The 25,678-nt window shown below is 70.7% G+C and carries 25 protein-coding genes and 1 pseudogene; 11 read left to right on the forward strand and 15 right to left on the reverse strand.

Features of this window, described 5'->3' with window-relative positions:
* The first annotated feature begins 58 nt into the window (after positions 1-58).
* The 3 genes from QMG86_RS25085 to QMG86_RS25095 all read left to right on the forward strand — a co-directional run bounded on the left by QMG86_RS25085 (position 59) and on the right by QMG86_RS25095 (position 2,375).
* The gene (locus tag QMG86_RS25085; RefSeq protein ID WP_281875123.1) at positions 59-1,153 is read left to right on the forward strand and encodes an LLM class flavin-dependent oxidoreductase; all 1,095 of its coding nucleotides are present in this window, start codon (positions 59-61) and stop codon (positions 1,151-1,153) included.
* Positions 1,150-1,755 (forward strand): FMN reductase, encoded by a 606-nt coding sequence (locus tag QMG86_RS25090; protein WP_281875124.1) that lies wholly within the window; start codon positions 1,150-1,152, stop codon positions 1,753-1,755. The genes QMG86_RS25085 and QMG86_RS25090 overlap by 4 nt, the downstream gene beginning before the upstream one ends.
* Before the next feature lie 71 nt (positions 1,756-1,826).
* Positions 1,827-2,375, forward strand: coding sequence for a YceI family protein (locus QMG86_RS25095; RefSeq protein WP_281875125.1), 549 nt, complete (start codon positions 1,827-1,829; stop codon positions 2,373-2,375).
* 45 nt (positions 2,376-2,420) lie between these two features.
* Here QMG86_RS25095 and QMG86_RS25100 read toward each other — a convergent pair whose 3' ends face one another.
* The 3 genes from QMG86_RS25100 to QMG86_RS25110 form a co-directional block, all read right to left on the reverse strand.
* Positions 2,421-3,236: a DUF72 domain-containing protein gene (locus tag QMG86_RS25100; RefSeq protein ID WP_281875126.1), complete on the reverse strand. Its 816-nt coding sequence runs from the start codon at positions 3,234-3,236 to the stop codon at positions 2,421-2,423.
* Positions 3,237-3,323: 87 nt separating this feature from the next.
* Positions 3,324-4,841: a glycerol kinase GlpK gene (gene glpK / locus QMG86_RS25105; protein ID WP_281875127.1), complete on the reverse strand. Its 1,518-nt coding sequence runs from the start codon at positions 4,839-4,841 to the stop codon at positions 3,324-3,326.
* A gap of 48 nt (positions 4,842-4,889) precedes the next feature.
* On the reverse strand, positions 4,890-5,654 hold the full coding sequence (locus QMG86_RS25110; protein ID WP_281875128.1) for an IclR family transcriptional regulator: 765 nt from the start codon (positions 5,652-5,654) through the stop codon (positions 4,890-4,892).
* A 256-nt stretch (positions 5,655-5,910) separates the two neighbouring features.
* Here QMG86_RS25110 and QMG86_RS25115 point away from each other — a divergent pair, with 256 nt between their 5' ends.
* From QMG86_RS25115 to glpD, 3 genes are read left to right on the forward strand one after another with little or no spacing between them, the layout of a single operon-like run.
* On the forward strand, positions 5,911-6,720 hold the full coding sequence (locus tag QMG86_RS25115) for an MIP/aquaporin family protein (protein ID WP_281875129.1): 810 nt from the start codon (positions 5,911-5,913) through the stop codon (positions 6,718-6,720).
* A 38-nt stretch (positions 6,721-6,758) separates the two neighbouring features.
* Positions 6,759-8,279, forward strand: coding sequence for a glycerol kinase GlpK (glpK, locus tag QMG86_RS25120; RefSeq protein ID WP_281875130.1), 1,521 nt, complete (start codon positions 6,759-6,761; stop codon positions 8,277-8,279).
* A 52-nt stretch (positions 8,280-8,331) separates the two neighbouring features.
* A complete protein-coding gene (gene glpD, locus QMG86_RS25125; RefSeq protein WP_281875131.1) occupies positions 8,332-10,011 on the forward strand; it encodes a glycerol-3-phosphate dehydrogenase in 1,680 nt (559 codons plus the stop codon).
* 49 nt (positions 10,012-10,060) lie between these two features.
* Here glpD and QMG86_RS25130 read toward each other — a convergent pair whose 3' ends face one another.
* On the reverse strand, positions 10,061-10,225 hold the full coding sequence (locus QMG86_RS25130; protein ID WP_201298045.1) for a hypothetical protein: 165 nt from the start codon (positions 10,223-10,225) through the stop codon (positions 10,061-10,063).
* Positions 10,226-10,343: 118 nt separating this feature from the next.
* Between QMG86_RS25130 and QMG86_RS25135 the strand changes: the two genes are divergently transcribed.
* Positions 10,344-11,018 (forward strand): class I SAM-dependent methyltransferase, encoded by a 675-nt coding sequence (locus QMG86_RS25135; RefSeq protein WP_281875132.1) that lies wholly within the window; start codon positions 10,344-10,346, stop codon positions 11,016-11,018.
* Positions 11,019-11,028: 10 nt separating this feature from the next.
* Here QMG86_RS25135 and QMG86_RS25140 read toward each other — a convergent pair whose 3' ends face one another.
* Genes QMG86_RS25140 through QMG86_RS25150 form a run of 3 tightly spaced genes read right to left on the reverse strand, consistent with a single transcriptional unit; the run spans position 11,029 to position 13,591 of the window.
* Positions 11,029-12,291 carry an acyl-CoA dehydrogenase family protein gene (locus tag QMG86_RS25140; protein WP_281875133.1) on the reverse strand — a complete coding sequence of 421 codons (1,263 nt, stop codon included), beginning with the start codon at positions 12,289-12,291 and terminating at the stop codon, positions 11,029-11,031.
* 8 nt (positions 12,292-12,299) lie between these two features.
* A complete protein-coding gene (locus QMG86_RS25145) occupies positions 12,300-13,298 on the reverse strand; it encodes a phosphotransferase family protein (protein WP_281875134.1) in 999 nt (332 codons plus the stop codon).
* Complete coding sequence (locus tag QMG86_RS25150; protein ID WP_281875135.1) at positions 13,295-13,591, reverse strand: DUF6285 domain-containing protein; 297 nt, start codon at positions 13,589-13,591, stop codon at positions 13,295-13,297. The genes QMG86_RS25145 and QMG86_RS25150 overlap by 4 nt, the downstream gene beginning before the upstream one ends.
* Positions 13,592-13,919: 328 nt before the next feature.
* Here QMG86_RS25150 and QMG86_RS25155 point away from each other — a divergent pair, with 328 nt between their 5' ends.
* Entirely contained in the window at positions 13,920-15,092 is a 1,173-nt protein-coding gene (locus tag QMG86_RS25155) for a L,D-transpeptidase (RefSeq protein ID WP_281881120.1), read from the forward strand.
* Between the two features lie 625 nt (positions 15,093-15,717).
* Here the strand turns inward: QMG86_RS25155 and QMG86_RS25160 are convergent.
* Entirely contained in the window at positions 15,718-16,188 is a 471-nt protein-coding gene (locus tag QMG86_RS25160) for a winged helix-turn-helix transcriptional regulator (protein ID WP_281875136.1), read from the reverse strand.
* A 101-nt stretch (positions 16,189-16,289) separates the two neighbouring features.
* On the opposite strand from QMG86_RS25160, the gene QMG86_RS25165 reads away from it, so the two are divergent.
* Entirely contained in the window at positions 16,290-17,543 is a 1,254-nt protein-coding gene (locus QMG86_RS25165) for a cytochrome P450 (RefSeq protein WP_281875137.1), read from the forward strand.
* A 397-nt stretch (positions 17,544-17,940) separates the two neighbouring features.
* Here the strand turns inward: QMG86_RS25165 and QMG86_RS25170 are convergent, their stop codons facing one another.
* From QMG86_RS25170 to QMG86_RS33645, 3 genes and pseudogenes are all read right to left on the reverse strand, one after another.
* Positions 17,941-18,594 carry an SDR family NAD(P)-dependent oxidoreductase gene (locus QMG86_RS25170; RefSeq protein ID WP_281875138.1) on the reverse strand — a complete coding sequence of 218 codons (654 nt, stop codon included), beginning with the start codon at positions 18,592-18,594 and terminating at the stop codon, positions 17,941-17,943.
* Positions 18,595-18,631: 37 nt separating this feature from the next.
* Entirely contained in the window at positions 18,632-19,084 is a 453-nt protein-coding gene (locus tag QMG86_RS33640; protein WP_350356417.1) for an SRPBCC family protein, read from the reverse strand.
* A gap of 447 nt (positions 19,085-19,531) precedes the next feature.
* Positions 19,532-20,593, reverse strand: a pseudogene (locus QMG86_RS33645) (FUSC family protein); the annotation flags it as partial.
* 229 nt (positions 20,594-20,822) lie between these two features.
* Between QMG86_RS33645 and QMG86_RS25180 the strand changes: the two are divergent.
* Together QMG86_RS25180 and QMG86_RS25185 are read left to right on the forward strand one after the other, a co-directional pair.
* Positions 20,823-22,241 (forward strand): amidase, encoded by a 1,419-nt coding sequence (locus QMG86_RS25180; protein ID WP_281875140.1) that lies wholly within the window; start codon positions 20,823-20,825, stop codon positions 22,239-22,241.
* An 86-nt stretch (positions 22,242-22,327) separates the two neighbouring features.
* Positions 22,328-23,137 carry a class I SAM-dependent methyltransferase gene (locus QMG86_RS25185; RefSeq protein WP_281875141.1) on the forward strand — a complete coding sequence of 270 codons (810 nt, stop codon included), beginning with the start codon at positions 22,328-22,330 and terminating at the stop codon, positions 23,135-23,137.
* Position 23,138: 1 nt separating this feature from the next.
* Here QMG86_RS25185 and QMG86_RS25190 read toward each other — a convergent pair whose 3' ends face one another.
* The 4 genes from QMG86_RS25190 to QMG86_RS25205 all read right to left on the reverse strand — a co-directional run bounded on the left by QMG86_RS25190 (position 23,139) and on the right by QMG86_RS25205 (position 25,636).
* A complete protein-coding gene (locus tag QMG86_RS25190) occupies positions 23,139-24,146 on the reverse strand; it encodes a cation diffusion facilitator family transporter (RefSeq protein ID WP_281875142.1) in 1,008 nt (335 codons plus the stop codon).
* Positions 24,147-24,279: 133 nt separating this feature from the next.
* The gene (crcB, locus tag QMG86_RS25195; RefSeq protein ID WP_281875143.1) at positions 24,280-24,648 is read right to left on the reverse strand and encodes a fluoride efflux transporter CrcB; all 369 of its coding nucleotides are present in this window, start codon (positions 24,646-24,648) and stop codon (positions 24,280-24,282) included.
* Complete coding sequence (locus QMG86_RS25200) at positions 24,645-25,127, reverse strand: fluoride efflux transporter FluC (RefSeq protein ID WP_281875144.1); 483 nt, start codon at positions 25,125-25,127, stop codon at positions 24,645-24,647. Before QMG86_RS25200 ends, crcB begins: the two co-directional genes overlap by 4 nt.
* Positions 25,128-25,186: 59 nt before the next feature.
* Entirely contained in the window at positions 25,187-25,636 is a 450-nt protein-coding gene (locus QMG86_RS25205; protein ID WP_281875146.1) for a universal stress protein, read from the reverse strand.
* Between the last annotated feature and the right edge of the window lie 42 nt (positions 25,637-25,678).

Raw genomic sequence — 25,678 nt, forward strand, 5'->3', positions numbered from 1 at the left:
CGTTCCTTTGGTTGCCATATCCACCAAATTGAGTCAGACTGAGAACGAAGGAGGCGTCGTGCAGTTCGGAATCTTCACGGTCGGCGATGTGACGACCGACCCCACGACCGGCCGGACGCCGAGTGAGCACGAGCGCATCAAGGCGATGGTGACGATCGCGCGCAAGGCCGAGGAAGTCGGGCTGGACGTGTTCGCCACGGGCGAGCACCACAACCGGCCGTTCGTGCCGTCGTCGCCGACGACGATGCTCGGCTACATCGCGGCGCAGACCGAGCGGCTCCAGCTCTCCACCGCGACGACGCTGATCACCACGAACGATCCGGTGAAGATCGCCGAGGACTTCGCCATGCTGCAGCACCTGGCCGACGGGCGGGTGGACCTGATGCTCGGCCGCGGCAACACCGGGCCGGTCTACCCCTGGTTCGGCAAGGACATCCGCGACGGCATCCCGCTGGCGATCGAGAACTACCACCTGCTGCACCGGCTCTGGCGCGAAGACGTGGTCGACTGGGAGGGCAAGTTCCGCACGCCGCTGCAGTCGTTCACCTCGACGCCGCGCCCGCTGGACGACGTGCCGCCGTTCGTCTGGCACGGCTCGATCCGCAGCCCCGAGATCGCCGAGCAGGCCGCCTACTACGGCGACGGATTCTTCGCCAACAACATCTTCTGGCCGAAGGAGCACTTCCAGCGACTGATCGCACTGTATCGGCAGCGCTACGAGCACTACGGTCACGGCTCCGCCGACCAGGCGATCGTCGGCCTGGGCGGACAGGTGTTCATTCGCAAGAACTCCCAGGACGCGGTGCGCGAATTCCGGCCCTACTTCGACAACGCGCCGGTGTACGGGCACGGCCCGTCGCTGGAGGAGTTCACCGAACAGACGCCGCTCACCGTGGGCAGTCCGCAGGAGGTCATCGACAAGACGCTCACCTTCCGCGAGTCCTTCGGCGACTACCAGCGCCAGCTGTTCCTGATGGATCACGCCGGGCTTCCGCTGAAGACCGTGCTCGAGCAACTGGATCTGCTCGGCGAGGAAGTGGTCCCGGTGCTGCGCAAGGAGTTCGCGGCCGGACGCCCGGCGCAGGTGCCGGACGCGCCCACGCACGCGAGCCTGGTCGCCGCCCGCGACGCCGCCCTGGAGGCGACCCGATGACCCGCATCGCCGTCGTCTCCGCGGGCCTGTCGCAGCCGTCGTCGACCCGGCTGCTGGCCGACCGGCTCGCCGCCGCCACCGGCACGGCACTGTCCACGCACGCCGGGGACGTGACATTCGACGTGGTGGAAGTGCGCGAGCACGCCCGCGATCTGGCCGACAACCTGCTGACCGGATTCGCGCCGGGCGGCCTGCGCGCGACGATCGACAGCGTGACCGGCGCCGACGGTCTGATCGCCGTCACGCCGATCTTCAACGCCTCCTACAGCGGCCTGTTCAAGACGTTCTTCGACGTGCTGGAACCGGAGTCGCTGGCCGGGATGCCGGTGCTGCTCGGTGCGACCGGCGGCTCGGCGCGCCATTCCCTCGCGCTGGAGCACGCCTTGCGCCCGATGTTCAGCTACCTGCGCGCGGTGGCGGCGCCCACCGCCGTCTACGCGGCGTCGGAAGACTGGGCATCCGCGACGGCAGAGGGTCTCAGCGTCCGGATCGACCGCGCGGCAACGGAATTCGCCGCCATGCTGACCAACACACCGCGCCCGCGTGCCGCTGATCCGTACGACGACCCGGTACCGTTCGCACAGCTACTCGGCACCCACTGATCTCCCCACAACCGAACCCCTTCCACACCAACACCCAATTAGTTCAAATCTCAACTATCTAGGAGATATCCATGTCGACCCGAACCACCAACGCGCTGACCGCGGGCACCTGGGCCATCGACCCCGCCCACTCCACCCTCGGTTTCTCCGTACGCCACCTGATGGTCAGCAAGGTGCGCGGCCGCTTCACCGACTTCTCCGGCAAGCTGGTCATCGGCGAGGACGGCAGCGCCTCGGCCGAGGCCGAGATCCGGGTCGACTCGGTCACCACCGACAACGAACAGCGCGACGCGCACCTGCGCACCGCCGACTTCTTCCAGGCCGAGCAGTTCCCGGTGGCCACGTTCAAGTCCACCGGTTTCCGGGTGAACGGCGACGACTTCGTGGTGGACGGCGAATTCACCATCCGCGGCGTCACCAAGCCGGTCTCGCTGGAGGTGGAGTTCCTCGGCGTCAACCCCGGCATGGGCCAGGGGCCGGTCGCGGGCTTCGAGGCCAAGACCGTGATCAACCGCCGCGACTTCGGCATCACCATCGACATGCCGCTGCCCGACGGCGGCGCGGTGATCGGCGACAAGATCACCCTCACCCTGGAGGTCGAGGTCGGCCTGCAGTCCTGAGCGATCCGGTCCCGTAGGAGCCGAGGGTTCCTGCGGGACCGGCGGTCAGAAGAGGGTCATCGGCTCGGCCGCGGCGGGCTCGGGCAGCGGGTCGAGTTCGGGCAGCCGGGCACGGACCTCGTCGTGGAAGCGGCGGGCCAGTTCCAGCGAGCCCGCATTGTCCGGCGTGTGCAGGAACACCGTCGGCGACCGGCCTTCCCGCAGCCATCCGGCCACCGTGCCGACCCACGGCTGCCAGCCCTCGACGGTCCGCCGGACGTCGTCGCGGCCGTGGTATCGCACGATGGGGTATTCGGTCAGCGCGCGCATCCTGCGCCGCACCCGGGGCTTCTTCGCCGCCGCCTCCTGTTCCGCCGCGCTGGTGGGCGGACCGTCGAAAAGAACGGTGGTGTCGAAGGGGACCCATTCGGCTTCTACCCTCGACAGCACGTATTCCAAGCTGCGCGCCGCCTGCTCGTCGGCGAAGAACGCGGGATGCCGGACCTCGACGGCGATCCGGTGGGCGCGCGGCGCCTGCCGCAGGAACCCGGCCAGCGCACCGAGATCGGTGGGTCCGAACGAGCCGGGCAACTGCACCCACAGCGCGTGGACGCGTTCCCCGAGCGGCTCCATCGCGGCGAGAAAAGCTCGCAGTTCCTCCTCCGCGCCGGTCAGCCTGCGTTCGTGGGTGATCGGCCTGGGCAGCTTGAGCACGAACCGGAACGCGGGATCGCATTGCGCCGCCCACGATTCCACCGTGCGCCGCGACGGCGTCGCGTAGAACGTCGTGTTGCCTTCGACCGCGTTGCACCACGTGGCGTACCAGCGCAGCCGCTCCCCCGGCGGGAGCTGCCGTTCCTGCCAAGCCGCGTGCGTCCACATCGCACATCCCACGTGAAGCCGCATACTTCCGACGCTAACCCACCCTCCCGACACGACTGTCCGGCGGCACGTGCCCGCCACCCGGGCTCACCGGCGCGCCCGTTTCCGCGACCGAACCCAGCCGAAGGTCAGCTCGACGGCGCGCTTCCAGTTGTCGTACTCGTCCTCTCGCAGCTCGGGATCCATCCGCGGAACCCATTGCGCCGCAAGGCGCCAATTGTTCCGCAGCCCCTCGAGATCGGGCCAGTAACCCACGGCGAGGCCCGCGGCGTACGCGGCGCCGAGCGAGACCGTCTCGGCGACGAACGGACGCGACACCGGAACGTCCAGCACATCGGCCACGATCTGCATCAGCAGGTTGTTCGAGGTCATCCCGCCGTCCACGCGCAGGGCCGCGGTGCGGAGGCCGGAGTCGGCGTTCATCGCCTCCACCACGTCGCGGGTCTGCCAGGCGGTGGCCTCCAGCACGGCGCGGGCGATGTGGCCCTTGGTGACGTAGGAGGTGAGCCCGGCGATGAGCCCGCGCGCGTCGCTGCGCCAATGCGGCGCGTACAGGCCGGAGAACGCGGGCACCACGTAACAGCCGCCGTTGTCTTCCACCGTGCGCGCGAGGGTTTCGATCTCCGGCGCGCTGGTGACCAGCCCGATGTTGTCGCGTACCCACTGCACGAGCGAGCCGGTGACCGCGATCGGGCCCTCCAGCGCGTAGACCGGCTCCGGGCCGATCTGGTAGCCGATCGTGGTGAGCAGACCGTGCTCGGAGCGCACCAGCTCGCGTCCGGTGTTCATCATGAGGAAGCCGCCGGTGCCGTAGGTGCACTTGGTCTCCCCGCGCGCGAAACAGGTCTGGCCGAACAACGCCGCGTGCTGGTCGCCGAGCGCGGCGGCGATCGGGATGCCGGGCACCACCCGGCGCGTGCTGCCGTAGGACGCGGTCGACCGCTGGATCCGCGGCAGCATACGGGCGGGGATGCCGAAGAACTCCAGCAGTTCGGCGTCCCAGGTGAGGGTGCGCAAGTTCAGCAACAGAGTGCGGCTTGCGTTGGTGACGTCGGTGAAATGCAGCCCGCCGTCGGGGCCTCCGGTGAGGTTCCAGATCAGCCAGGTCTCCATGGTGCCGAACAGCACCTCGCCCCGCTCCGCGCGGTCGCGCAGACCGGGCACCGAGTCCAGCATCCAGCGCAACCGCGGCGCGGCGAAATAGCTGGCCAGCGGCAGGCCGCACAGCTCACGAATGCGGCCGGAGCCCGGCGCGCTCTCCAGTTCCCGGACCAGTTCCTCGGTCCGGACGTCCTGCCAGACGATCGCGCGGCCGATCGGCGTGCCGGTGCGGCGGTCCCACACCACGGTGGTCTCGCGCTGGTTCGCGATGCCGAGCGCGGCGATGCGGTCGGCGGTCACGCCGGAATCCCGCAGCGCCTGCGGGACGATGCGCTCGACATTGCGCCAGATCTCCAGCGCGTCCTGTTCGGCCCATCCCGGCCGCGGATAGTGCTGCCGGTGCGGGCGCTGGGCGACACCGACGAGCCGGGCGCGCTGGTCGAACAGGATGCACCGCGTCGAGGTGGTGCCCTGGTCGATGGCCAGCACGTAACGCTGCTTCATGCTCGGCTGCTCCTGCTCGACATCGGCTGGTCACCGGCGGGGCGAAAGTCAGTGCCCCGCACCGAGATCACGCGACACCGCCCGTGCGGCGTCGAGCACCTGGCCGACCAGCGCGGGCCGGTGCCGCAACTGGGCGTCGCAGAGCCGGTCCACCGCGCCGGTGATGCCGATGGCGCCGACCACGAGTCCACCGGGCGCCCGGATCGGCGCGGCGATCCCCGCCTCGCCCGTGCGGAATTCCTCGGTATCGCCCGCCCAGCCGGCCTGCCGCACGCCGCCCAGCGCCCGGGCGAGCGCGGTGCGGTCGACGAGGGTCCGGTGGGTGAGTGGGGCGAGCTCGGCGCGGCGCATCGTGGCGGCCAGGTCGGCGTCGTAGGCGAGCAGGACCTTGCCCAGCGCGGTGGCGTGCGGCGGCAGCAGTTCGCCGAGTTCGAGCGCCTGCTGGGTGTTGTCCGGCCGGAACACGTGATGCACCACGACCACCGCTCCGTCCATCGGCGCGCCGATCCGCACCGACTCGCCTGTGCGCGCCGCCAGCGCGTCGGCCCAATTGATCGCGCGCGAACGCAACTCGTTCGCGTCGAGGTAGCTGGTGCCCAGGTGCAGCAGCGCCGCACCGAGTTGGTACTTGCCGGTGGCCGGGTCCTGTTCGACGAAGCCGACGCCCTGGAGAGTGCGCAGGATGCCGTGCGCGGTCGGCTTGGGCAGGTCGAGCGCGCCCGCGATGTCGCCGACGCCGAGCCGCCCGGAACCACGGGCCAGCAGCCGCAGCACGGCCGCCGCCCGCTCGATCGATTGGATCGCACCCGGCATGTCGGAAAACCTACTCGCGTCGTGATTCGACATTGTCGAACGGTTGGTAATACCCGGGCAACATCAGTGAAACCGGGTGTGAGCTGCGCCATACATCCTCCTCGCGCGTCGGACGGTAGTGGCGCCGCCTTCCGGCAACCAGTCGAGGCGTTCGACATTGTCGAACGGCAGCGGTATCCGGCTCGCTCGTCCCGCCGTAACTTCCGTTGCACGCACGATCGCGTCCGCGACGTGCGGGGCGAACGGAGGCTCAACGATGAACTTCGGCTCGATCTTCCTCAGCGAAGCGCTCGGCACAGGCGTGCTGGTGCTGCTCGGGGTCGGTGTGGTCGCGAACGTATTGCTGGCGAAGTCCAAAGGGTTGGACGGCGGCTGGCTGCTGATCAACGTGGGATGGGGGTTCGCCGTGCTGGCCGGCGTTTACGTCGCCTACAAGACCGGCGGCCATCTGAACCCCGCGGTCACCGTCGGCATCCTGTTCAGCGGCGCCGACGAGTTCGCCCCCGGCATCGCGGTCTCCGGCTCCGCGACACTCGCGTATCTGAGCGGCCAATTCGCCGGCGCGTTCCTCGGCGCGACCGTCGCCTACCTGGCCTACAAGCGCCACTTCGACGCCGAGACCGACGAGGAGAAGAAGCTCGCGGTATTCGCCACCGGCCCCGCGATCCGCGCCCTGCGCTGGAACTTCGTCACCGAAGTGATCGGCACGTTCACCCTCGTCCTGGTGATCCTCACCTTCGGCCACACGCCGAGCGGGCTCGGCCCGGCCGCCGCCGCGCTGTTGGTCGTCGGCATCGGCGCCTCGCTGGGCGGTCCGACCGGCTACGCCATCAACCCCGCTCGCGATCTCGGCCCCCGCATCGCGCACGCCCTGCTGCCGGTGAGCAAATCCGTCCCCGCCGACGCGGTCCTGGTCCCGGTGGGCGCGGGCGCTCCCGCACCGGCCGGATCGCCCGACGCCGCGCCGCGCGGCAAGGACTCCGACTGGGGTTACGCCTGGGTGCCGGTACTCGGTCCGCTGCTCGGCGGCGCGCTGGCCGGGCTCGCCGCACAGTTCCTGTTCTGAATCCTTCTCTCCCGCAGTAGTTTCCCGAAAGGACCGCGATGAGCCAGTACGTCGGCGCCATCGACCAGGGCACCACGAGCACTCGCTTCATGGTGTTCGACCACGGTGGCAACGAGGTCGCCCGCCACCAGCTCGAGCACGAGCAGATCCTGCCGCGCCCCGGCTGGGTGGAGCACAATCCGACCGAGATCTGGGAGCGCACCCGCGCGGTCATCCAGACCACCCTGACCAAGGCCGATCTCGTCGCGAGCGACCTGGCCGCGGTCGGCGTCACCAACCAGCGGGAGACCACGGTGGTGTGGAACCGCAAGACCGGGCGGCCGTACTGCAACGCGATCGTCTGGCAGGACACCCGCACCGATCGCATCGCCGCCGAACTGGAACGGGCCGGCCACGGCGACACCATCCGGCGCAAGGCGGGCCTGCCGCCCGCCACCTACTTCTCCGGCGGCAAGCTGCGCTGGATCCTGGACAACGTCCCGGGGGTGGCCGAGGACGCCGAACGCGGCGACGCGCTGTTCGGCACCACCGACACCTGGCTGCTGTGGCAGCTGACCGGCGGCGTGGACGGCGGCGTGCACGTCACCGACCCGACCAACGCCAGCCGCACGATGCTGATGGACCTGGAGACCCTGGACTGGGACGACGAACTGCTGTCGGTGTTCGGCGTGCCGCGTGCGATGCTGCCCACGATCGCGCCCTCGGCCAACCCGGACCTGTTCGGCACCACCCGGGCCGACGGACCGTTCGGCGGCGTCGTGCCGCTGGCCGGTGTGCTCGGCGACCAGCAGGCCGCCACGGTCGGACAGGTCTGCTTCCGTCCCGGCGAGGCCAAGAACACCTACGGCACCGGCAACTTCCTGCTGCTCAACACCGGCACCGAGATCGTGCGCTCCCAGCACGGCCTGCTGACCACGGTGGCCTACCAGTTCGGCGCGCAGAAGCCGGTGTACGCGCTGGAAGGCTCGATCGCGGTGACCGGCTCGGCGGTGCAGTGGCTGCGCGACCAGCTGGGCATCATCTCCGGCGCGGCGCAGAGCGAATCGCTGGCCCGGCAGGCCGAGGACAACGGCGGGGTGTATTTCGTGCCCGCGTTCTCCGGCTTGTTCGCGCCGTACTGGCGCTCGGACGCGCGGGGCGCGATCGTCGGCCTGTCCCGCTACAGCACCAACGCCCATCTGGCGCGGGCGACGCTGGAATCGATCTGCTACCAGACCCGCGACGTGGTCGAGGCGATGCAGGCCGACTCCGGCGTCCAGCTGGACGTGCTGCGGGTGGACGGCGGCGTCACCGCCAACGAGCTGTGCATGCAGTTGCAGGCCGATTTCCTCGGCGTGCCGGTGTCGCGCCCGGTGGTCGCCGAGACCACCGCGCTCGGCGCCGCCTACGCGGCCGGGCTGGCGGTCGGCTTCTGGAACGACACCGACGAGCTGGAACAGAACTGGAACGAAGCCAAGCGCTGGAACCCGACCTGGTCGGCGGAGCAGCGCGAGCGTGGCTACGCGCGCTGGAAGAAGGCCGTCGCCCGCACCCTGGACTGGATCGACGTCGACGAATGAGGGGCGACGCCATCCTCCCCGAATAACCCCGAAAACAAGGAGAGATACCGCTGTGTCCGCACGATTGGACGCCAAGTACCGCGCCCGCGCGGTGAACGCACTCGGCGACACCGAGATCGACGTACTCGTCATCGGCGGCGGCGTGGTCGGCGCGGGCGCCGCCCTCGACGCCGCCTCCCGCGGCCTGACCGTGACCCTGGTGGAGGCCAGGGACTTCGCGGCGGGCACCTCCAGCCGCTCCAGCAAGCTCATCCACGGTGGGCTGCGCTACCTGGAGCAGCTGGACTTCTGGCTGGTCCGGGAGGCGCTGAAGGAACGCGGCCTGCTGCTGCACCGGCTGGCCCCGCACCTGGTGCGGCCCGTGTCGTTCCTGCTGCCCTTGCGGCACCGCGTCTGGGAGCGCGCCTACATCGGCGCGGGGGTCGCCCTGTACGACACCATCGGCGGCGCCCGCGCGCTGCCGATGCACCGGCACCTGTCGCGCACCCGCGCGCTGGAACTCGCGCCCGCGCTGCGCGAGGACGCGCTCACCGGCGCGATCCGGTACTTCGACGCGCAGGTCGACGACGCCAGGCACACGATGATGATCGCGCGCACGGCCGCGCAGCACGGCGCGACCGTGCTCACCCGCACCAAGGTGACGGCGCTGCTGCGCGACGGTGAACGCGTCGTCGGCGCGGAGGTCATCGACCGGGAGACCGGCCGGGTGCACACCGTCCGCGCGCGCCGGGTGATCAGCGCCACCGGAGTGTGGACCGACGAGATGAACCGGATGACCGGCGTCGATTTCCCCTTCCACGTCCGGATGTCCAAGGGCGTGCACATCCTGGTGCCGCGCCATCGCCTGCACCTGGACACCGGCCTGATCATGCGCACCGAGAAGAGCGTGCTGTTCGTCATCCCGTGGCACCGGCACTGGATCATCGGCACCACCGACACGGACTGGTCGCTGGACAAGGACCATCCGGCGGCCAGCGACGCCGACGTGCGGTACCTGCTCGACCACGTCAACCGGGTGCTGCGCGAACCGCTCACCCGCGACGACGTCGTCGGGACCTACGCGGGGCTGCGGCCGCTGCTGTCCGGAGCGTCGGCCGACACCGCGACGCTCTCGCGGGAGCACGCGGTGGCCGAACCGGCGCCCGGCCTGTTCGTGATCGCGGGCGGCAAGTACACCACCTACCGGGTGATGGCCGCCGACGTCGTGGACGCGGCGGTGGCGGGGTTCGGCCGCGCGGTCGCCCCGTCGGTGACCGAGCACCTGCCGATCCTCGGCGCGGTGGGCTACCAGGAACTCGCCGCCGACCTGGACAGCCTCGCCCAGCGCGCGGGTCTGCCGCGGGCGACGGTCGAGCGTCTGCTCGGCCGGTACGGTTCGGCGATCACCGACCTGTTCGACCTGATCGCCCGCGAGCCCGCGTTGGGCGACCCGCTCACCGGCGCACCCGAGTACCTGGGCGCGGAGGCGGTGTACGCGGTGACGCACGAGGGCGCTCTGCACTTGGACGACGTGCTCACCCGCCGCACCCGGGTCTCCATCGAAGCGCCCGACCGCGGTCTGGCCGCCGCGGCCGAGGTGGCCTGGCTGATCGGCGCGCACCTCGAGTGGGACGCCGAGACCACCGAGCGCGAGATCGCCCGCTACCGCGAGCGGGTGCACGCGGAACTGGCCGCCAATCAGGCGGCCGACGACGAGTCCGCGAACGCGGCCCGCCTGGTCACGGTCGCCTGAGCCCGGTTCGTGGCACGGTTCCCGGCGCGGATCCGTGCCACGCCCGTGCTCACTGATCCATGCCGCTGTGCCCGCTCGGTGTCGACTCGTCGGTCTCGACGTCCGCGCCGGCCGGGTGTTCGTCAGCGTGCGTCGGCTTGGTGTGCTCGTCGGCGAAATCCGCGTCCTGCTGCATCGACTCCGCCGTCGTCGGATCGACATTCGGTGTGCTCATAACCCGCGCGTACCCAGCCCTGCCGCCCTGACGCACACCGGGCAGCCGGCCCGGCGAGGCGCCTCGCCGGGCGTGGCGGGTTGACCTCGAGCGCGGTTGAGGATGGACCATGGTCTGCATGACTCGTCCAGCTGATTTCTGGAACACCGTCTACGACAACGACACCGCACCCTGGGTGATCGGCGAGCCGCAACCGGCCATCGTCGCGCTCGAGCGCGACGGCGGCATCGCCGGACGCGTGCTCGACCCCGGCTGCGGCGCGGGTGAGCACACCATCCTGCTGACCAGGCTCGGATACGACGTGCGCGGCATAGACATGTCGCCGAGCGCGGTGGCGTACGCGCGCGCCAACGCGGCCGAGCAGGGCGTGCCGTCCGCCGCGTTCGAGGTGGCCGACGCGCTCGCGCTCGGCGAACGGCCCGACTTCGCCGGTGACCCGCCCGGCTCCGCGCCCGCGTTCGACACCGTGGTCGACAGCGCGCTGTTCCACGTCTTCGGGACCGAGGACGAGGCGCGCGCCGCCTATGTCCGCAGCCTGCACGCGGTCTGCAAGCCGGGCGGCACGGTCTACGTTCTCGCGCTCTCCGACGTCGAGCCGGGTTTCGGCCCGCGCATCAGCGACACGTTGATCCGGGAGTCGTTCGGCGACGGCTGGACGGTCGAGGACCTCCGCCCGGCCAAGTACCGGGGGCGAGTCACCGACCTGGTCGCCCAAGAGGCCGCGGACCTGGAGATCTCCGAGTCGGGCCAGGTCGACGCCGCGGCGTGGCTGGCCCGGATCCGTCGCCTGTGAACCGTCCTGCTCACACCCCCTTGGGCGCTCCGCTGCCCATGAACCCGAAAAGATAGCCCGCGACCCGCCGCATCTGGATCTCTTCGGCGCCCTCGGTGATCCGATAGCGCCGGTGGTGGCGGTAGATGTGCTCGAACGGCTTGTGCCGGGAGTAGCCGAGGCCGCCGTGCACCTGCATGGCGCGGTCGGCGGCCTCGCAGCACAACCGGTTGGCCCAGTAGTTGCACATCGAGACCTGCTCGGAGACGGCGAACGTGCCGTAGGTGTCCATCGACCACGCGGTCTTGTGGATGAGGGCGCGCAGCATCTCGCACTGGGTGTGCAACTCCACCAGGGGGAACTGGATCGCCTGGTTGGTGGCCAGCGGCTTGCCGAAGGGCTTGCGCTGTTTGGCGTAGGCCACCGACTCGTCGATGCAGTACTGCGCCGCGCCCAGGCTGGACGCGGCCTGGCGGATCCGGTTCTCGTTGAAGAAGTGCTGCACCACCGCCAAGCCGCGTCCCTCGCCGCCGAAGACGGCGGTGTCCGGTACCCGGACCCTGTCCAGCGCGACGCGAGCGTGGTCGGTGGGCATGTTGAAGGTCCAGAGGTATTCCTCCACGACGAATCCGGGCGCGTCGGTGGGCACCAGGAACGCGGTGATGCCCGCGGCGTCGCCCGGCCCGCCCGAGGTGCGCGCGAAGATCAGGTCGGCGTCGGCGATATGCACGCCGGTGTTCCAGGTCTTGCGCCCGGTGATCACCCAGTCGTCCCCGTCGGGCACCGCCGTGGTCTCCATGTGGGTCGCGTCGGAGCCGTGCTCGGGCTCGGTGATGCCGAAGGCGAAGAATTTCGTCCCCGAGGCCAGCCCGTCCACCCACTCCGCCCGCTGGGCGGGTGTGCCGTACTCGAGCATGAGCAGCAAGCCGACGTTGTTGGCGACGATAGCGTGCTCGTTCTGCAGGTCGCAGTGCAGTCCGAGGCCGCGCCGGGCCAAGTGCTCGCGGATCACGGCCATGCCGAGATTGGTGCCGTCCCGGCCGCCGTACTGCGCGGGAAACGCGTACCGCAGGTGACCGGCGGCGTCGGCGCGCCTGCGCACCTCGGCCAGCAACTCCTCCCAGCGCGCGTTCGGCAGGCCGCCGCGATCCCAGTCGGTGCGGGCGTCCTCGCGGCGGTGGTCGAAGAAGCGGATGTTGTCGTCGATCTGCTCGAGCGGCGTGATCTCCCGATCGATGAACGCGTCGAGTTCGGCCAGGTAGTCGACCAGTTCCGCGGGTAGCTCGAAATCCATCGGAGCAGTCAGCCTTTCGCAGTGGGTCGGATCTGCATCAGCAGGTCCCATTCGATTTCCGAGACGCGGCGCCCGCTGGCCGCCATCACGATGTCCCGCACACTGCCGTCCAGATGGGCCGCGGCCTGCCCGGCCAGCCCGACGCCCCAGGCGAGCGTGCACATCACCTTCCACCAGCGAAACCGGTCTTCGTCGAAATCGCCGCCGCCGCGCTGGTAGCCGCGCACGAACGCGGCGCGGCCCGCGAGTCCGCCGAATTCCCGGTCGTCCGCGCGGAAGCGCCACATGCGCAGCGCGGGCCAGGCCACGTCGCGCATCGGATCGCCATGGCGCTGCGCGCCTTCCCAGTCCAGCACAGCCCGCAGGCCGTCCGGGCCGACGACGATGTTGCCGTTGCGCAGGTCGGTGTGCAGCAGCGCGGTGCGGGGCGGCGCGGGCGGGCAGCGGCGTTCCAGCCAGCGCAGGGCGAGGGCGAACACCGGCCGGTCCGGCAAGAGCGCGCGCACGTGCTCGGCCGCCTCGGTCAGCTGACGTCCGGGATCGGCGGCCGCCTCCGGCAGCCGGGTGGGCGCGGTCGACGGATCGATGGCATGCAGGCGGCCCATGGCTTCACCGAGCTGCTCGGCGACTCGTTCGCCGAGACACGCGGCCTCGGTCAGTCGTAAGACTTTGCGGGGCACGGTCTCACCGTCCACCCGTTCGGAGACCACGAACGGCCCTCCGACATACGCGCTATCGGTGCAGATCGCCACCACGGGGGGCACCGGCACGCCATTGGTCCGCGCCAGTTCCCGGACGGCGGCCTCCACGTCGACGGGAACCAGCTCGATCGCGCTCGGCACGATGGTCGCGACCAAGCGCCGTGTCCCACCGCCCAGGTCGGCTTCGAAGGCGACGTTACGGCGGCGAGCCCCGGCGGACAGATATTCGACATTCGACACCGTCACCGCTCGGCCGCCGCCCGACTCGAGGAACGCGGCCAAGCCGCGGGCCAGGTCGGCGCTCACTCGCCCGCCCAGGCGTCGTACCCCGGCTTGGCGATGTCCAGATCGGCCCGCACGACGGAGACCAGCGCTTCCCAGAGTCGCTCGTCATCGCCCTCGGCCACCGCCGCGAGCAACTCACGCTCCCGCTCGGCCGCACCCGGGCCCGATTCGAGCTCCCTGCGCACGATCCTGGCGAGGTTGGCCCCCACCCGTGCCTTGTGCTGCAATCCCGCGGGAAGGGCGGGCAGCAGCGTCTCCTCGAGCAGTTCGGCGAGCGATTCCAGCAACTCCGCTGCCGATGGGCGATTCTGCATTCGTTCCCCTCGGTCGGTTCCGGCCCTCAGCATGGCACGCACCTGGGCCGTCCCGATCGGTACTTTCGGCCGTCGGCCGCGGCCGCGCTCGCGACGGACCCGCCGACCGGAAGCGGCAGGCTTGGAGATGGATGCACCGCTTCCTGTGTGGCCGCTGGGAATCCACCGTGGGTCTTCTTCGCGCGAGGTCGGGCAGGCGAACGGTCGGTAAACTGCGAGGGGGGCAGTAGGCGCGGAGGCGCCATTCGGTGCGCGGGGCGAACACAGGAGAAACGCATTGGCGAGCAGTCGCGTCCGGTCCGGCGTCGTCGCGGGGTTCGCCCTCGTCATGGCGGTGCTCCTGGCGGCGTGCTCGTCTTCGTCCGAACCGGGCGGCGCACCGGGGCCCGCGGGCCCTGCGCCCGCGCCCATCGCCATCGCACCCGCATCCGGCGCCCGCGATGTCGATCCCCTCGCACCGGTCCAGGTGAGCACCGCCGACGGCCAGCTGACGTCGGTCACCATGACCAACGAGCAGGGCAAGGTCGTCGAGGGGATCCTGACGCCGGACAAGACGGCCTGGAAACCCACCGAGCCGCTCGGCTACGGCCGCACCTACACGGTGACGGCGGAAGGACTGACCGTCACCGGCCGAACCGGCCCCACCACCTCGACGTTCGCCACGCTGAGCCCGAACAACCAGACGAAGGTCGCGCTGACCACCACGGGCGGCACGCCGCTGTCCGACGGCGGCACGTTCGGCGTGGGCACCGTGGTGGTGGCCCATTTCGACGAGGACATTCCCGACCGCGCCGCCGCCGAGAAGCATCTGGCCGTCACCACCGACCCGCCCGTCGAGGGCTCGTGGTACTGGCTGGACGATCGCAACGCGCACTGGCGCCCGAAGGAGTACTACGCGCCCGGCACCAAGGTGAGCGTGGCGGCGAACATCTACGGCCAGGAACTCGGCCGAGGGCTCTACGGCCAAGAGGACACCAAGACCACGTTCACCATCGGCGCGTCGCACGTCTCGATCGCCGACGACAACACCAAGCAGATCCAGGTCTTCGAGAACGGCAGGCTGATCCGTACCATGCCGACCTCGATGGGCATGGGCGGCAGCGAGGTCGTCGCGGGCAAGACGATCACCTTCTGGACCCAGCCCGGGATCTACACGGTGATGGACAAGGCCAATCCGGTGATCATGGATTCGTCCACCTACGGCCTGCCGATCAACTCGCGCCTCGGCTACAAGGAGGCCATCGGCTGGGCGACCCGGATCAGCACCGACGGCATCTACCTGCACCAGCTCGACTCCACCGTCTGGGCGCAGGGCAACACCGACGTGTCCCATGGCTGTCTCAACCTCAGCGGCGAGAACGCCCAGTGGTTCTTCGCTTTCGCCGTCCCCGGTGACGTGGTGGAGATCCGCAACACCGGCGGCGCACCGCTCGAGGTCTGGCAGAACGGCGACTGGGGCCTGCCGTGGGATCAGTGGGTGCAGGGCAGCGCGCTGCGGTAGCGGCCGTCCAGCCGACACGCTGACCGGTCTTGCCGAGGGCGGGAAGCTGCACTACATTCCTGCTCTCGCGAGACCACTCGGTCTCCAATCCCCGCGCGACGCCCCCAGGGCGGCGCCGCGTGGGACCCGCGTTGACGATCGGAGCCGGCTCGATGGCGATGCTGTTGTACTACCTGCTACTACCGCTGTATCTGGCCGAGTCGTTCGTCCGCTTACTGGACTGAGCGCCGATCCGCCCAGCTCTCCGGGTTCGTCCGCTCCTGCTTCCGACGTGGCGCTCGCCTCGCCGCCCCTCGCTCCCGGCGCATCGGCGGCTCGGGCTGCCCGCCGCCAAAGCGCTCTCGGCGCAGCAGCAGCGCCCGATGACCACTCTCGAGCGCGGCGCCCCGGGAGATCGAGGCACATCAGGCCCGACTGCATCCATCGGGTGACAAACACTTTGCGCACTCCTCGGCCGTCTGCCCGGCATAAAGCCGTTCGACGACCACGTCCGCGACCGGACGTCTCGCCGAGGCGTCGACTCCGACCAGGGAAAAGCCGCCAGCCGGTCGCGTGACCATGGCCGCACCGGTCCCGTAGTGAGCCTCCGGCGATGCGCCGGCCGACTGCCGCACCCGCGTCCCACTCACCCGGCTTGCTCGGCCCCCGGCGGCTGGTGGAAGCCGGGACCGGCCTTGGGTTCGACGTCGCGCGGGTCGATCTGCTCGCGGCAGTGGTCGCAGACCAGCATGGGCGAGGTCTCCTGCCCGCAGCCGCGGTGTTCCAGGACGATCGGAGGGCCCTCCGGCCCGGCCAGGTGGTGATCGCCCCAGACCATCATCGCCGTGACGATCGGATACAGCTCGCGGCCCGCGGCGGTGAGGTGATAGTCGACGCGCCCGCCGCCGTGATCGGTGCGGGTGAAGATGCCCGCGTCGATCAGCATGCGCAGGCGGCTGGTGAGCAGGTTGCGATTGGTGATGCCGATGTTGCGGGCGAAATCGCTGAAACGGTGCACCCCGAAGAACGCCTCGGCGATGAGCAGGATGGTCCACCGGTCGCCGAGCAGTTCGACCACGCGGGTGACCGAATCGTCGACCGGGCGCCGCAATGTCATGGCGCTATTTTCGCATCCTGGATCGGTATTGCTTTCCTACCATCGGTATCACGATAATACCAACAGACCGTGCCCCTCCGGGCCGACAGCTGGGAGTGTCGATGACGACCACGAACCACCCGACCGACGACTACGTGCGCCTGCTCGACCCCGCGGTGCGGCCGGACCCGTATCCCCTCTTCGCGCGGTTGCGCGAGTCCGGCGCGTTCCGGATCGGCACGGCTCCGGCGGTCGTGCTGACCCGCTATGCCGACTGCGCCGCCGTGCTGCGCGATCCCCGGGCGAGCGTCGACCGGTCACTGGCCCGCTTGCAACTCGGGTCGATGCCGATCTACGACGGCACGCGCCACGACGGCGCGGCCCGGGCGAAACCCTCGTTCCTGTTCCTGGACCCGCCCGACCACACGCGCCTGCGCCGCCTGGTGTCCAAGGCGTTCACCCCGCGCGTCGTGCGGCGACTGGAACCCCGGATCACCGAGATCGTCGACGACCTGCTCGACCAGCGCGCCCGCGAGGGGCGATTCGACGCCGTCGACCACTTCGCCTACCCGCTGCCGGTCACCGTCATCTGCGAACTGCTCGGCGTGCCGCTCGCCGACGAAGCCCGGCTGAGCGCCTGGTCCGCGCTGCTGTCGCGCACCCTCGATCCGACCTCCCGCGCCGCCGCCCAGTTCCGCGCCGACCCGGCGCAGATCCAGCGCGCCGGGACCGAGTTGCACGCCTACTTCGAAGAACTCACCGATCGCCGCCGCCGCGCCCCCGGACCGGATCTGCTGTCCGAACTCATCGCCGCCGAAGACGCCGGGGACGCGCTCACCCACGCGGAACTGATCTCGACCTGCGCACTGCTGCTGGTCGCCGGACACGAGACCACCGTCAACCTGATCGCCAACGCGACCCTCGCCCTGCTGCGCAGGCCGGACGAACTCGCCGCCCTCCGCGCGGATCCGGACCGGGCGGCGGGCGTGGTCGAGGAGACGCTGCGCTTCGACCCGCCGGTCCAGTTGATCCCGCGCATCGCCGCCGACGACATGACCGTCGGCGACACAGACATCCAGCGCGGCGATCTGGTGGTGCTGCTGATCGCCGCCGCGCACCGCGACGCCTCGACGTTCGCCGACCCCGACCGCTTCGACCCGGCGCGGGACAACCGCCACCTGGCTTTCGGCCTAGGGGCGCACTTCTGCGTCGGCGCTCCCTTGGCCCGCTTGGAGGCGCGCGTGGCGCTGACCCGGTTCGCGCAACGAGTGGAATCGCCTTCCCTGCTGATGGACCCGCCGCCCTACCGGGAGCACGTCAACCTGCGCGGACCCGCGCACTTGCCCATCGAGTTCGCGGCGATCCGTCCCCGCTAGCGACGGGGTCAGCCGTCGTAAGAGCAGGCGGCCGCCGCGCGCAGCCCCGACCCCACACAGCCGCACGTGCACGCGCCCTCGCCGGGCACCCAGCGTCGAGCGATCGCACTCCGTTAGCGGACGCGACGCGCGGCGTCCAGCCATCAGCGCAGCGGGGGGCCACCGCGTGCGGCCCGACCTTACAGCTGCGCGGAGCGCGCCCTCGCCGAGCACTCCGTGTCGCAGCGATCCAGCCCCGCTAGCGACGCGGGCCAGCCGTCGTACGAGACATGCGGCCTCCATCCCCCGGCGAGGCGGGTCGCCGCCGCGTGCAACGCCGCCGCCACACAGTCCCACATGACCGCGCCCGCACCGAGCACCCGCGTTCGCGGCGATCCGACCCCGCTATCGACGCGGCTCAGCCGTCGTACGCGACGTGCGGCGTCCATTCTTCGGCGGGGCGGGTGGCCGCGGCGTGCAGCGCCGCCGCCACACGGTCGCGTGTGAACGCGCCCTCGCCGAGCACTCCGTTGATCTGCACCGCGACGGCCCGGATGCCCTCGGGCGCGAGGGTGGCGTCCAAGCTGGTCACCAAGTTGCGCACCGCCGCCTTCTGGACGCCGAGCGAAGCGGCCCGATGCCACGGCTTGTCCGCGGCCGCGCTGCCGGTGACCAGCACGCGGGCGCCCTCGGACAGGAAGGGCCGCGCCGCTTGCACGGCGGGCAGCAGCGCCGCCGCGCCGACGGTGAAGTCCTCGATCAACTCCGGCACGGAGAGCCGTAACGGATCGGCTTCCCGGAAGACGCTGGGGTTGAAGTGCAATACGTCGATCCGGCCGTGGCGTTCGCCCACCCCGGCGACCACCCGGGTCACGTCGGCGGGATCGCGCAGATCCACCCCCACGCCCTCGGCGTCGAAGCCTTGCTCGCGCAATTCCTTCGTCAACGGCTCGGCCTCCTCGGGCAACCGGCAGGCCAGCACCGCGGTGTAACCGTCGGCGGCGAACAGGCGGGCCACCGACAACCCGACACCGGGCCCGGCGCCGAGCACGAGAAGCACGGGCGCGGTCATGATCGCTCCGCCCCGGCCCGGCGGCTGTGTCTCGCGATCATTCGACGACAGCCTTGATCCGGTTCAGCGTCTCGCGCATCCCCTCGACGTTGGTCTTGCCGCGCGTCCACCCGGCCAGCAACCAGTACAGCCGCAGCACCGGGTTGCTGTGCAGCTGGAACGATTCGGTGACGTCGGTGCCGCCGTCGACCGGTTCGAAGACATAGCGCCAGGTGTTGATCGGCATGCCCCGCGGTCCGAGCACGGTGAACGCGAACTCCCGGCCCGGCTCGCAGGCGACGATGCGGCACACCGTCGCGTACTTCAGCCCCCAGCCGTTGCGGTTGACGTGACCGCGGAACTTCACGCCGACCGCCGGGCCGGTGGCGCCGCCGAGCCACTCCGCGGCGAACGTCTCGGGACTGAACCGCCCGGTGTTCTCGATGTCACTGACCAGTGCCCAGATCTCGTCGGCGGGCGCGGCCATCCGGACCGTCACGCTGTCATGCATGCGCCGAACGCTAGCAGGCGGCCCGGCCGTCGCCTCCGGCTCGAACCGGGCCGCCGCCGAGCGGGCCGCCCAGCCGTCCACGTCCGGCAGCCACCCGCCGGGTGGCAGCACCCAGCACGCGGCGAGCAGGTCGTGACCGAAGTGCGCGAGCGCCGCGTGTTCGGGCCAGTGCTCGCGGGTCCACTCCGGGTCGTCGGTCGCCGAGTCGATGCCGCTGCGGACGACGCCGACCAGCTCGAATTGCAGATGCTGGACCAGCACCCAGGCCACGGCGTCCATCGGCTTGTGCCGCAGGCGGTCGAGCAGGACGTCGGCGGCGGCGCGCACCCGGTGCTCCATCCAGCGGAAGGTGCGCCGGTGGGCGCGGGGCGCGACGCCGTACAGCGCGAGCACCGCGACGGCGACGCCGAGCACGGTCTCCCACAACCGGTCGCGCAGCACCGGTCCGATCGGTCCGCCCGTGGTGGCGACCCCACCCGCGATGAGCGCCACCGGCGTGATGAAGACGACGGCCAGCGCGTAGTTGCGCGGCACGAACAGCTCGATGCAGAACTGCAGCGCGGCGATCAGGACGATCAGCGCGTAGCCGGTCGGCCCCACTTGGTAGATGAGCGCGAAGAGGCCGAGTCCAGCGATGGTGCCGACGAACCGGTGGATGGCCCGCACCTGCCCACGCACGCGATCGGGCCCGGCTTGCAGCACGATGAGGGCGCTGAGCACCGCCCAGTGCGGACGGTCCAGACCGAGCAGCGCGCTCAGCGCGCCCGCGCCGAGGCAGCCCGCTGCGACCCGCAGCGCGCTGATCGCCGCGTGCGAGGAGAACGACAGCGAACGCGCCAGCCGGAAGCCGATGGCCGGGCGGGCGAACGAGACCAGAGGATCGACCAGGAGATCGTCGGTGTCGTCGTCGGGAGCGTGCCCGGCGAGCCCGCGGCGCGCGCCCTGCAAGGTGGCCAGCAACTCGGCTTCGCCCGGGTCGGAGGGCAGGCCCGCGTCGTAGACCGCGGCCCACGCGTCGGCCATCGCGGCGCCCGCCCGGTGGCGCAGGTCGATGGCGGGCGTCCCCGCCTCCCGCGCCGCGACGTAGGCGTCGACCGCGCGGACCGCCGCCGCGACCGCCGTCCGTTCCGGTTTGCGGCGATCACGCAGCACCCCGGCCATCGACACGGCGAGCGCCGCCGCGACACCGCAGGCGGCGCCGAACAACAGCGTCGCCACCGCGGTGCCGGTCTCGGCCGCTTTCATCGCGCCCGCGCAGACCAGCGCGAAGAACAGCGCGCCCGGCGGACCCAGCCGCAGCGCATCGATGACGAACACGGCCACGACCGCGATCGCCGTCACCACGACGACCATCAGCAGCGATGAACCGAAGCCCGCGTCCAGCAGGCCGCCGATCGCAGCGCCGACGCCGCAGGAAGCCAGCAACGCCGAGCCGGCCGCGAGGACGACCCAGCCGCGCACCCGGTACGGCCGCCCCTCGCCGTAGAGCACGGCGAAGGCGCCGAACATGACGAACACCGCCACGTCCGGATGGCCGAGGCCGGTGATGATCGCGGCCGGGACGGCGAATGCCAGCGCGGCGCGCAACGCCACGCTCCACCGCCGTCCCGCGGGCGAGAGGGCGAACAACAGCGAGCCCACCCGGCCCTTCGGTGGCACCGGATCCGGGTATGTCGCTGCCACCTGCTGTCCTTTCTGGTCTGGACGAACTGCCTGGTGCACACATTAGATTCGAGGCATGACCGCCGACGCTCATCTTCCGCTACCCACGCGCGTCCACGCCTTCGGCGACGACGCGCTCGGTGATCACGACGCCGTCGCCTTGGCCACGCTGGTGCGCGACGGTGCGGTCGCGCCACACGAACTCGCCGCCGCCGCGGTGGCGCGCGCGGAGCGGGTCGAGGAGCTGGCGGCGGTCGCCTACTCCAGCTATGCCGAACCGCTGCTGCCCGCCGAACGGACCGGCGCCTTGTACGGCGTGCCCAGTTTCGTGAAGGACAACACCGACGTGGCGGGCATGCCGACGAATCAGGGCACGGCCGCGTTCCGCGCGCGGCCCGCTCGCGCGCACAGCGGCTACACCCGCCAGTTCCTCAGCACCGGTCTCACCGTCCTCGGCAAGAGCGCCATGCCGGAATTCGGTTTCAACGCCAGCAGCGAGACACCGCACCTCGCGCCCACCCGCAATCCGTGGCACACCGGGTATTCCGTGGGCGGTTCGTCGGGCGGGGCCGCCGCGCTGGTGGCGGCGGGTGTCGTCCCGATCGCGCACGGCAACGACGGCGGCGGATCGATCCGGATTCCGGCGGCGTGCGCCGGACTGGTCGGCTTGAAGCCGACGCGGGGACGGCACGTGGTGTCCGGGCTGGCGCGTTCGCTGCCGGTCGACATCGTCAGCGAAGGCGTGCTGACCAGGACGGTGCGCGACACGGCGGCGTATACCGCGGCGGTCGAACGCTATCGGCGCAATCCGGCGCTGCCGCCGATCGGCCGCGTCGACGGTCCACCGGGACGGCGCATGCGGATCGCCCTCGTGCTCGACAACCTCGCGGGGCCGGTGCCCGCCGGTCCGACCCGGGATGCCGTCGAAAGCGTCGCCCGCACGCTCGAGGCCTGCGGCCATTCGGTCGAGCCGGTGCCGTTGCCGTTCGACGCCACGATCGAAAGCGCCTTCCTGCACTATTGGGGGCTGCTCGCGGCCGCGATCACCACGACCGGACGGTTTCTCGACCGCCGGTTCGACGCGCGCCGCGTGGACGACCTCACCGCGGGCCTTCGTGCCTTCTTCCTGCACCGGGCCTTGCGCGCCCCGCTCACGCTCTACCGGCTACGCGCGGCGGCGGCCACCTATGAGCAGGCGCTCGGGCCCTACGACGCGGTGCTGCTGCCCACGCTCGGTCACACCACGCCGCCCCTCGGCCATCTCAGCCCGACCGTGCCGTTCGACGAACTCCTCGACCGGTTGCGCGCCTACGTCTGCTTCACACCGATCAACAACATCACCGGGACGCCGGCCATCACCGTTCCGGCGGGCCTGACCGACGCCGGGCTGCCCATCGGAGTGCAGTTCGCCGCCACCCGCGGCAACGAGCGCACCCTGCTGGAGCTGGCGTATCTGATCGAGTCCGAGCGGCCCTTCCCCCGCGTCGATCGCTGACCCGCACTCTCGGAATTAGGGTAGGCTAAGTTCGCTCAGCGCAAGGATCGGGGCGGACACGGCCGCAGGCCGGAGAGGACGAAACCATGGGCACGCGCGTCGAATTGACCGGAGTCCCGGAGACCATGCTGTGGACGCTCTACAACCGGGCCGCGGAAGCGAAACGCCCGGACGGCATCCTGCGCGACCCGGACTGTGTCCGAATCTTCGACGCGCTCGACTACGACTACGAGCGGGCGTTCGGCGCTCCCGATGGCACGCACGCGGTGCGATCGCTGCGTTTCGACCAGGCGGTACGGCCCTGGCTCACAGCGCATCCGGGCGGTACCGTCGTCGAACTCGCCGCCGGATTGGAGACCCAGTTCCAACGGTGCGACGACGGGCGCGTGCGGTGGCTGTGCGTGGACGTGCCCGAGGGCATCACGCTGCGCGAACGGTTCCTGCCGCCGAGCGAGCGCTGCCGGCATCTGCCGATCAGCGCGCTCGACACGGCGTGGCTGGACGAGGTCGACGCCGAACGCGGTGTCTTCGTCACGGCCCAAGGCCTTTTCATGTACTTCGAGCCGGACGAGGTGCGGCGCCTGTGCGCCACGATCTTCGAGCGGCTACCCGGGGTGGAGCTGATGTTCGACATCATCCCGCCGTGGTTTTCCCGTAAGACGATGCGGGGCTACGCCAAGACAGCGCACTACACCGCGCCGCCGATGCCGTGGGGGGTCAAACGCAGCCACGCGGCACGGCTGCTGCGTGAATGGAGCCCCCGAGTGGCGGAGGTGACGGTGTCGTCCTTCAGCCCATCCCGGGGTCCGCTCGCGGTGAGCCTTCCCCTGTTCGAGCGCCTTCCGGCACTGCGCGACATCCCGCCCGGCATCGTCCACGCGCGTGGCGCCCGGTAGGTCAGGGCGCCACGGCATTCGCGGCGGACGACGGGCGATCGCGGTGCACCGGGCCGTGGGCGTCGTCGCAGTGGTCCTCCAGCATCGGCAGCAGGCGCTGCCTATCCGCCGCAGCCGAGGAGGCGACGGCATGGGTGTGGTCGACCTGCAAAGTGGTGTGGGTGATGCCGTAGTCGTGATCGAGCAGGTGTTCGATCCGCTGACGCAGCCCGTGGCAGTCCGCCCCCGCGCGGACCAGCACATGCGCCGACAGGGCGATGTCACCGGAGGTGATCTGCCAGACGTGCAGGTCGTGCACCTCGTCGACGCCATCGATGTCCACCAGCCTGCGCCCGAGCGCGTCCGGATCGACACCCGCGGGCGCCGCCTCCAGGAAGATCCGGCCCGATTCGCGCACCAGCCCCAGCCCCGCCTTGACCATCAGCGCGACGACGATCAGCGTGGCGATCGCGTCCGCCCTGGCGAAACCGGTGGTCAGCACGAGGAGCCCGGCCACGGCGGTGGCGATGAATCCGTACAGATCGTTGAGCACGTGCTGGAACGCGCCCTCGACGTTCAGGCTGGAGCGGTTGGCCTTGCTGATCGCCCAGGTGGCCGCGATGTTGACCACCACACCGGCCAGCGCGGTGGCCAGCACGAGGCCGCCGGTGACCTCCGGCGGCTCCAGCAGGCGGCGCACGGCCTCGTAGGTGAGCCAGCCCGCGAGCACGAGCAGCGTGACGCCGTTGGCCTGCGCGGAGAGGATCTCGGCGCGCTTGTAGCCGTAGGTGTACTTGCCGTTCGCGGGCCGGGCCGCGAGGCGGATCGCGATGAGCGCCAGGACAATGGACGCGGCGTCGGTGAGCATGTGCGCCGCGTCCGACAGCAGTGCCAGCGAGTTGGCCAGCACGCCGATCACGACCTCGACCGACATGAAGCCGACGATGAGGGCCAGCGCGATGGTCAGCCACCGGCGGTCGGCCTCACCGGACACCCCGTGCCCGTGCGCGTGACCGTGTTCGTGTCCCATCGGCCCTGCCCCTTTCATCATCACATGTATGCGCATATCTGCATCTGTTCCGTCAGCTTAACCCAACCCCCGCAGCGCGCGACAGGCCAGCGCAGTGAGCTGGATCACGTCGCATACCGATCGGCTGTCCCGGTCAGCCGACCAGGGCGTGCACCGCCGCATAGGTCGACACGGTGGCGATCAGCCCTGCGACGACACTGCCGACCACGTTCATCGCCGCGAACAAGTAGGCGCCGCGTTCGGCCAGCCGCACGGTTTCGTAACCGAAGGTGCTGTAGGTGGTCAGCGCCCCACAGAATCCGGTACCGAGCATGGCGAACAGCGGCGACGACAGCGCCGACCCGGCGCCGCTCAGCGCGCCGAGCACCAGGCAGCCGATCAGGTTGACGGAGAAGGTGCCCCAGGGAAACAGACTGTCGCGGCGGTCCTGCACCGCGCGGTCGAGCAGATACCGCAGCGGCGCGCCGATCGCCCCGCCCACGAGGACCAGCAGCACGGTCATCGCGTCCCCTTTCGCGCGCGTCGCAGGCGTTCGTACCCCGCCCTGGTGAGCCACATGGCGGCGAAGGTGGCCGAGAGAGCGCAGAGCAAGGTGCCCGCCAGATAGGCGGCCGCGACGACGATCGTCCCCGGCGCCAGCAGCTGGCGGACTTCGTTGGCGTAGGTCGAGAAGGTGGTGAACCCGCCCAGGACGCCGACTCCGAGAAAGGGGCGCAGCAACCGATGAGCAGCCCAGATCTCGGTCACCGCGACCATGAGCACTCCGATCGCGAAGCACCCCGCGACATTGGTGATGAAGGTGGCGAGCGGGAAGTGCCAGGGGCGCCCGGGCAGCCCCTGGGCGAGACCGTAGCGCGCGAGCGCGCCGAGCGCCCCGCCGAGGGCAACGACCGCGACGGCCGAGCCATTGGCACGCCAGAAGTCCCGACGCCGCGCGCGTTCGGCGATGCCGGTCGGCTCCTCGGTCAGTTCATCGGCCACGCAGCACTCTTACCGAACCGTCCGCGACGGCGTCCCGGCGGGTCACCACGCCGCCGCGCTCAACGGTCCCCGGCCTCGCCGTCTCCGTCGTGCGCGACCAGAACCGAGCAGCCGACGTGCCGCGCGGCTTTCTCCGCGGTGCTGCCGATGAACCGGCCCCAGATGCCCGAATGCCCGCTGCGCCCGAGCACGAGCAGGTCGGCGTGGTGATCGGCGGCCGCGGTGGCCAGTTCGCGCGCCGCCTGACCGGCGCGGATCTCGGCCCGCACCGCGATGCCGTGCTGTTCGGCGGCTTCTGCGGCGGTGGTGAGCCAGCGATGGCAGGCCTGTTGCCCGATCGAGCGTTCGTCCTCGATCTCGCCGACCACCGGACCGTAGTGCGGCAGATACTCTTCGACCGCGACGACCGTGAGCGTGGCGTGGTGCACCGTCGCCAAGTCGAGCGCCATCGTCAACGCGGCCCTGGCGCCGGGCGAGTCGTCGTAGCCCACCACGATCCGCTGGAACACCTTTCCATTGTGATCCCTGGGATGGGCCGGAGCCAGCGTTAC

It is taken from the genome of Nocardia sputorum (genome assembly GCF_027924405.1).
GTDB classification, from domain to species: Bacteria; Actinomycetota; Actinomycetes; order Mycobacteriales; family Mycobacteriaceae; genus Nocardia; species Nocardia sputorum.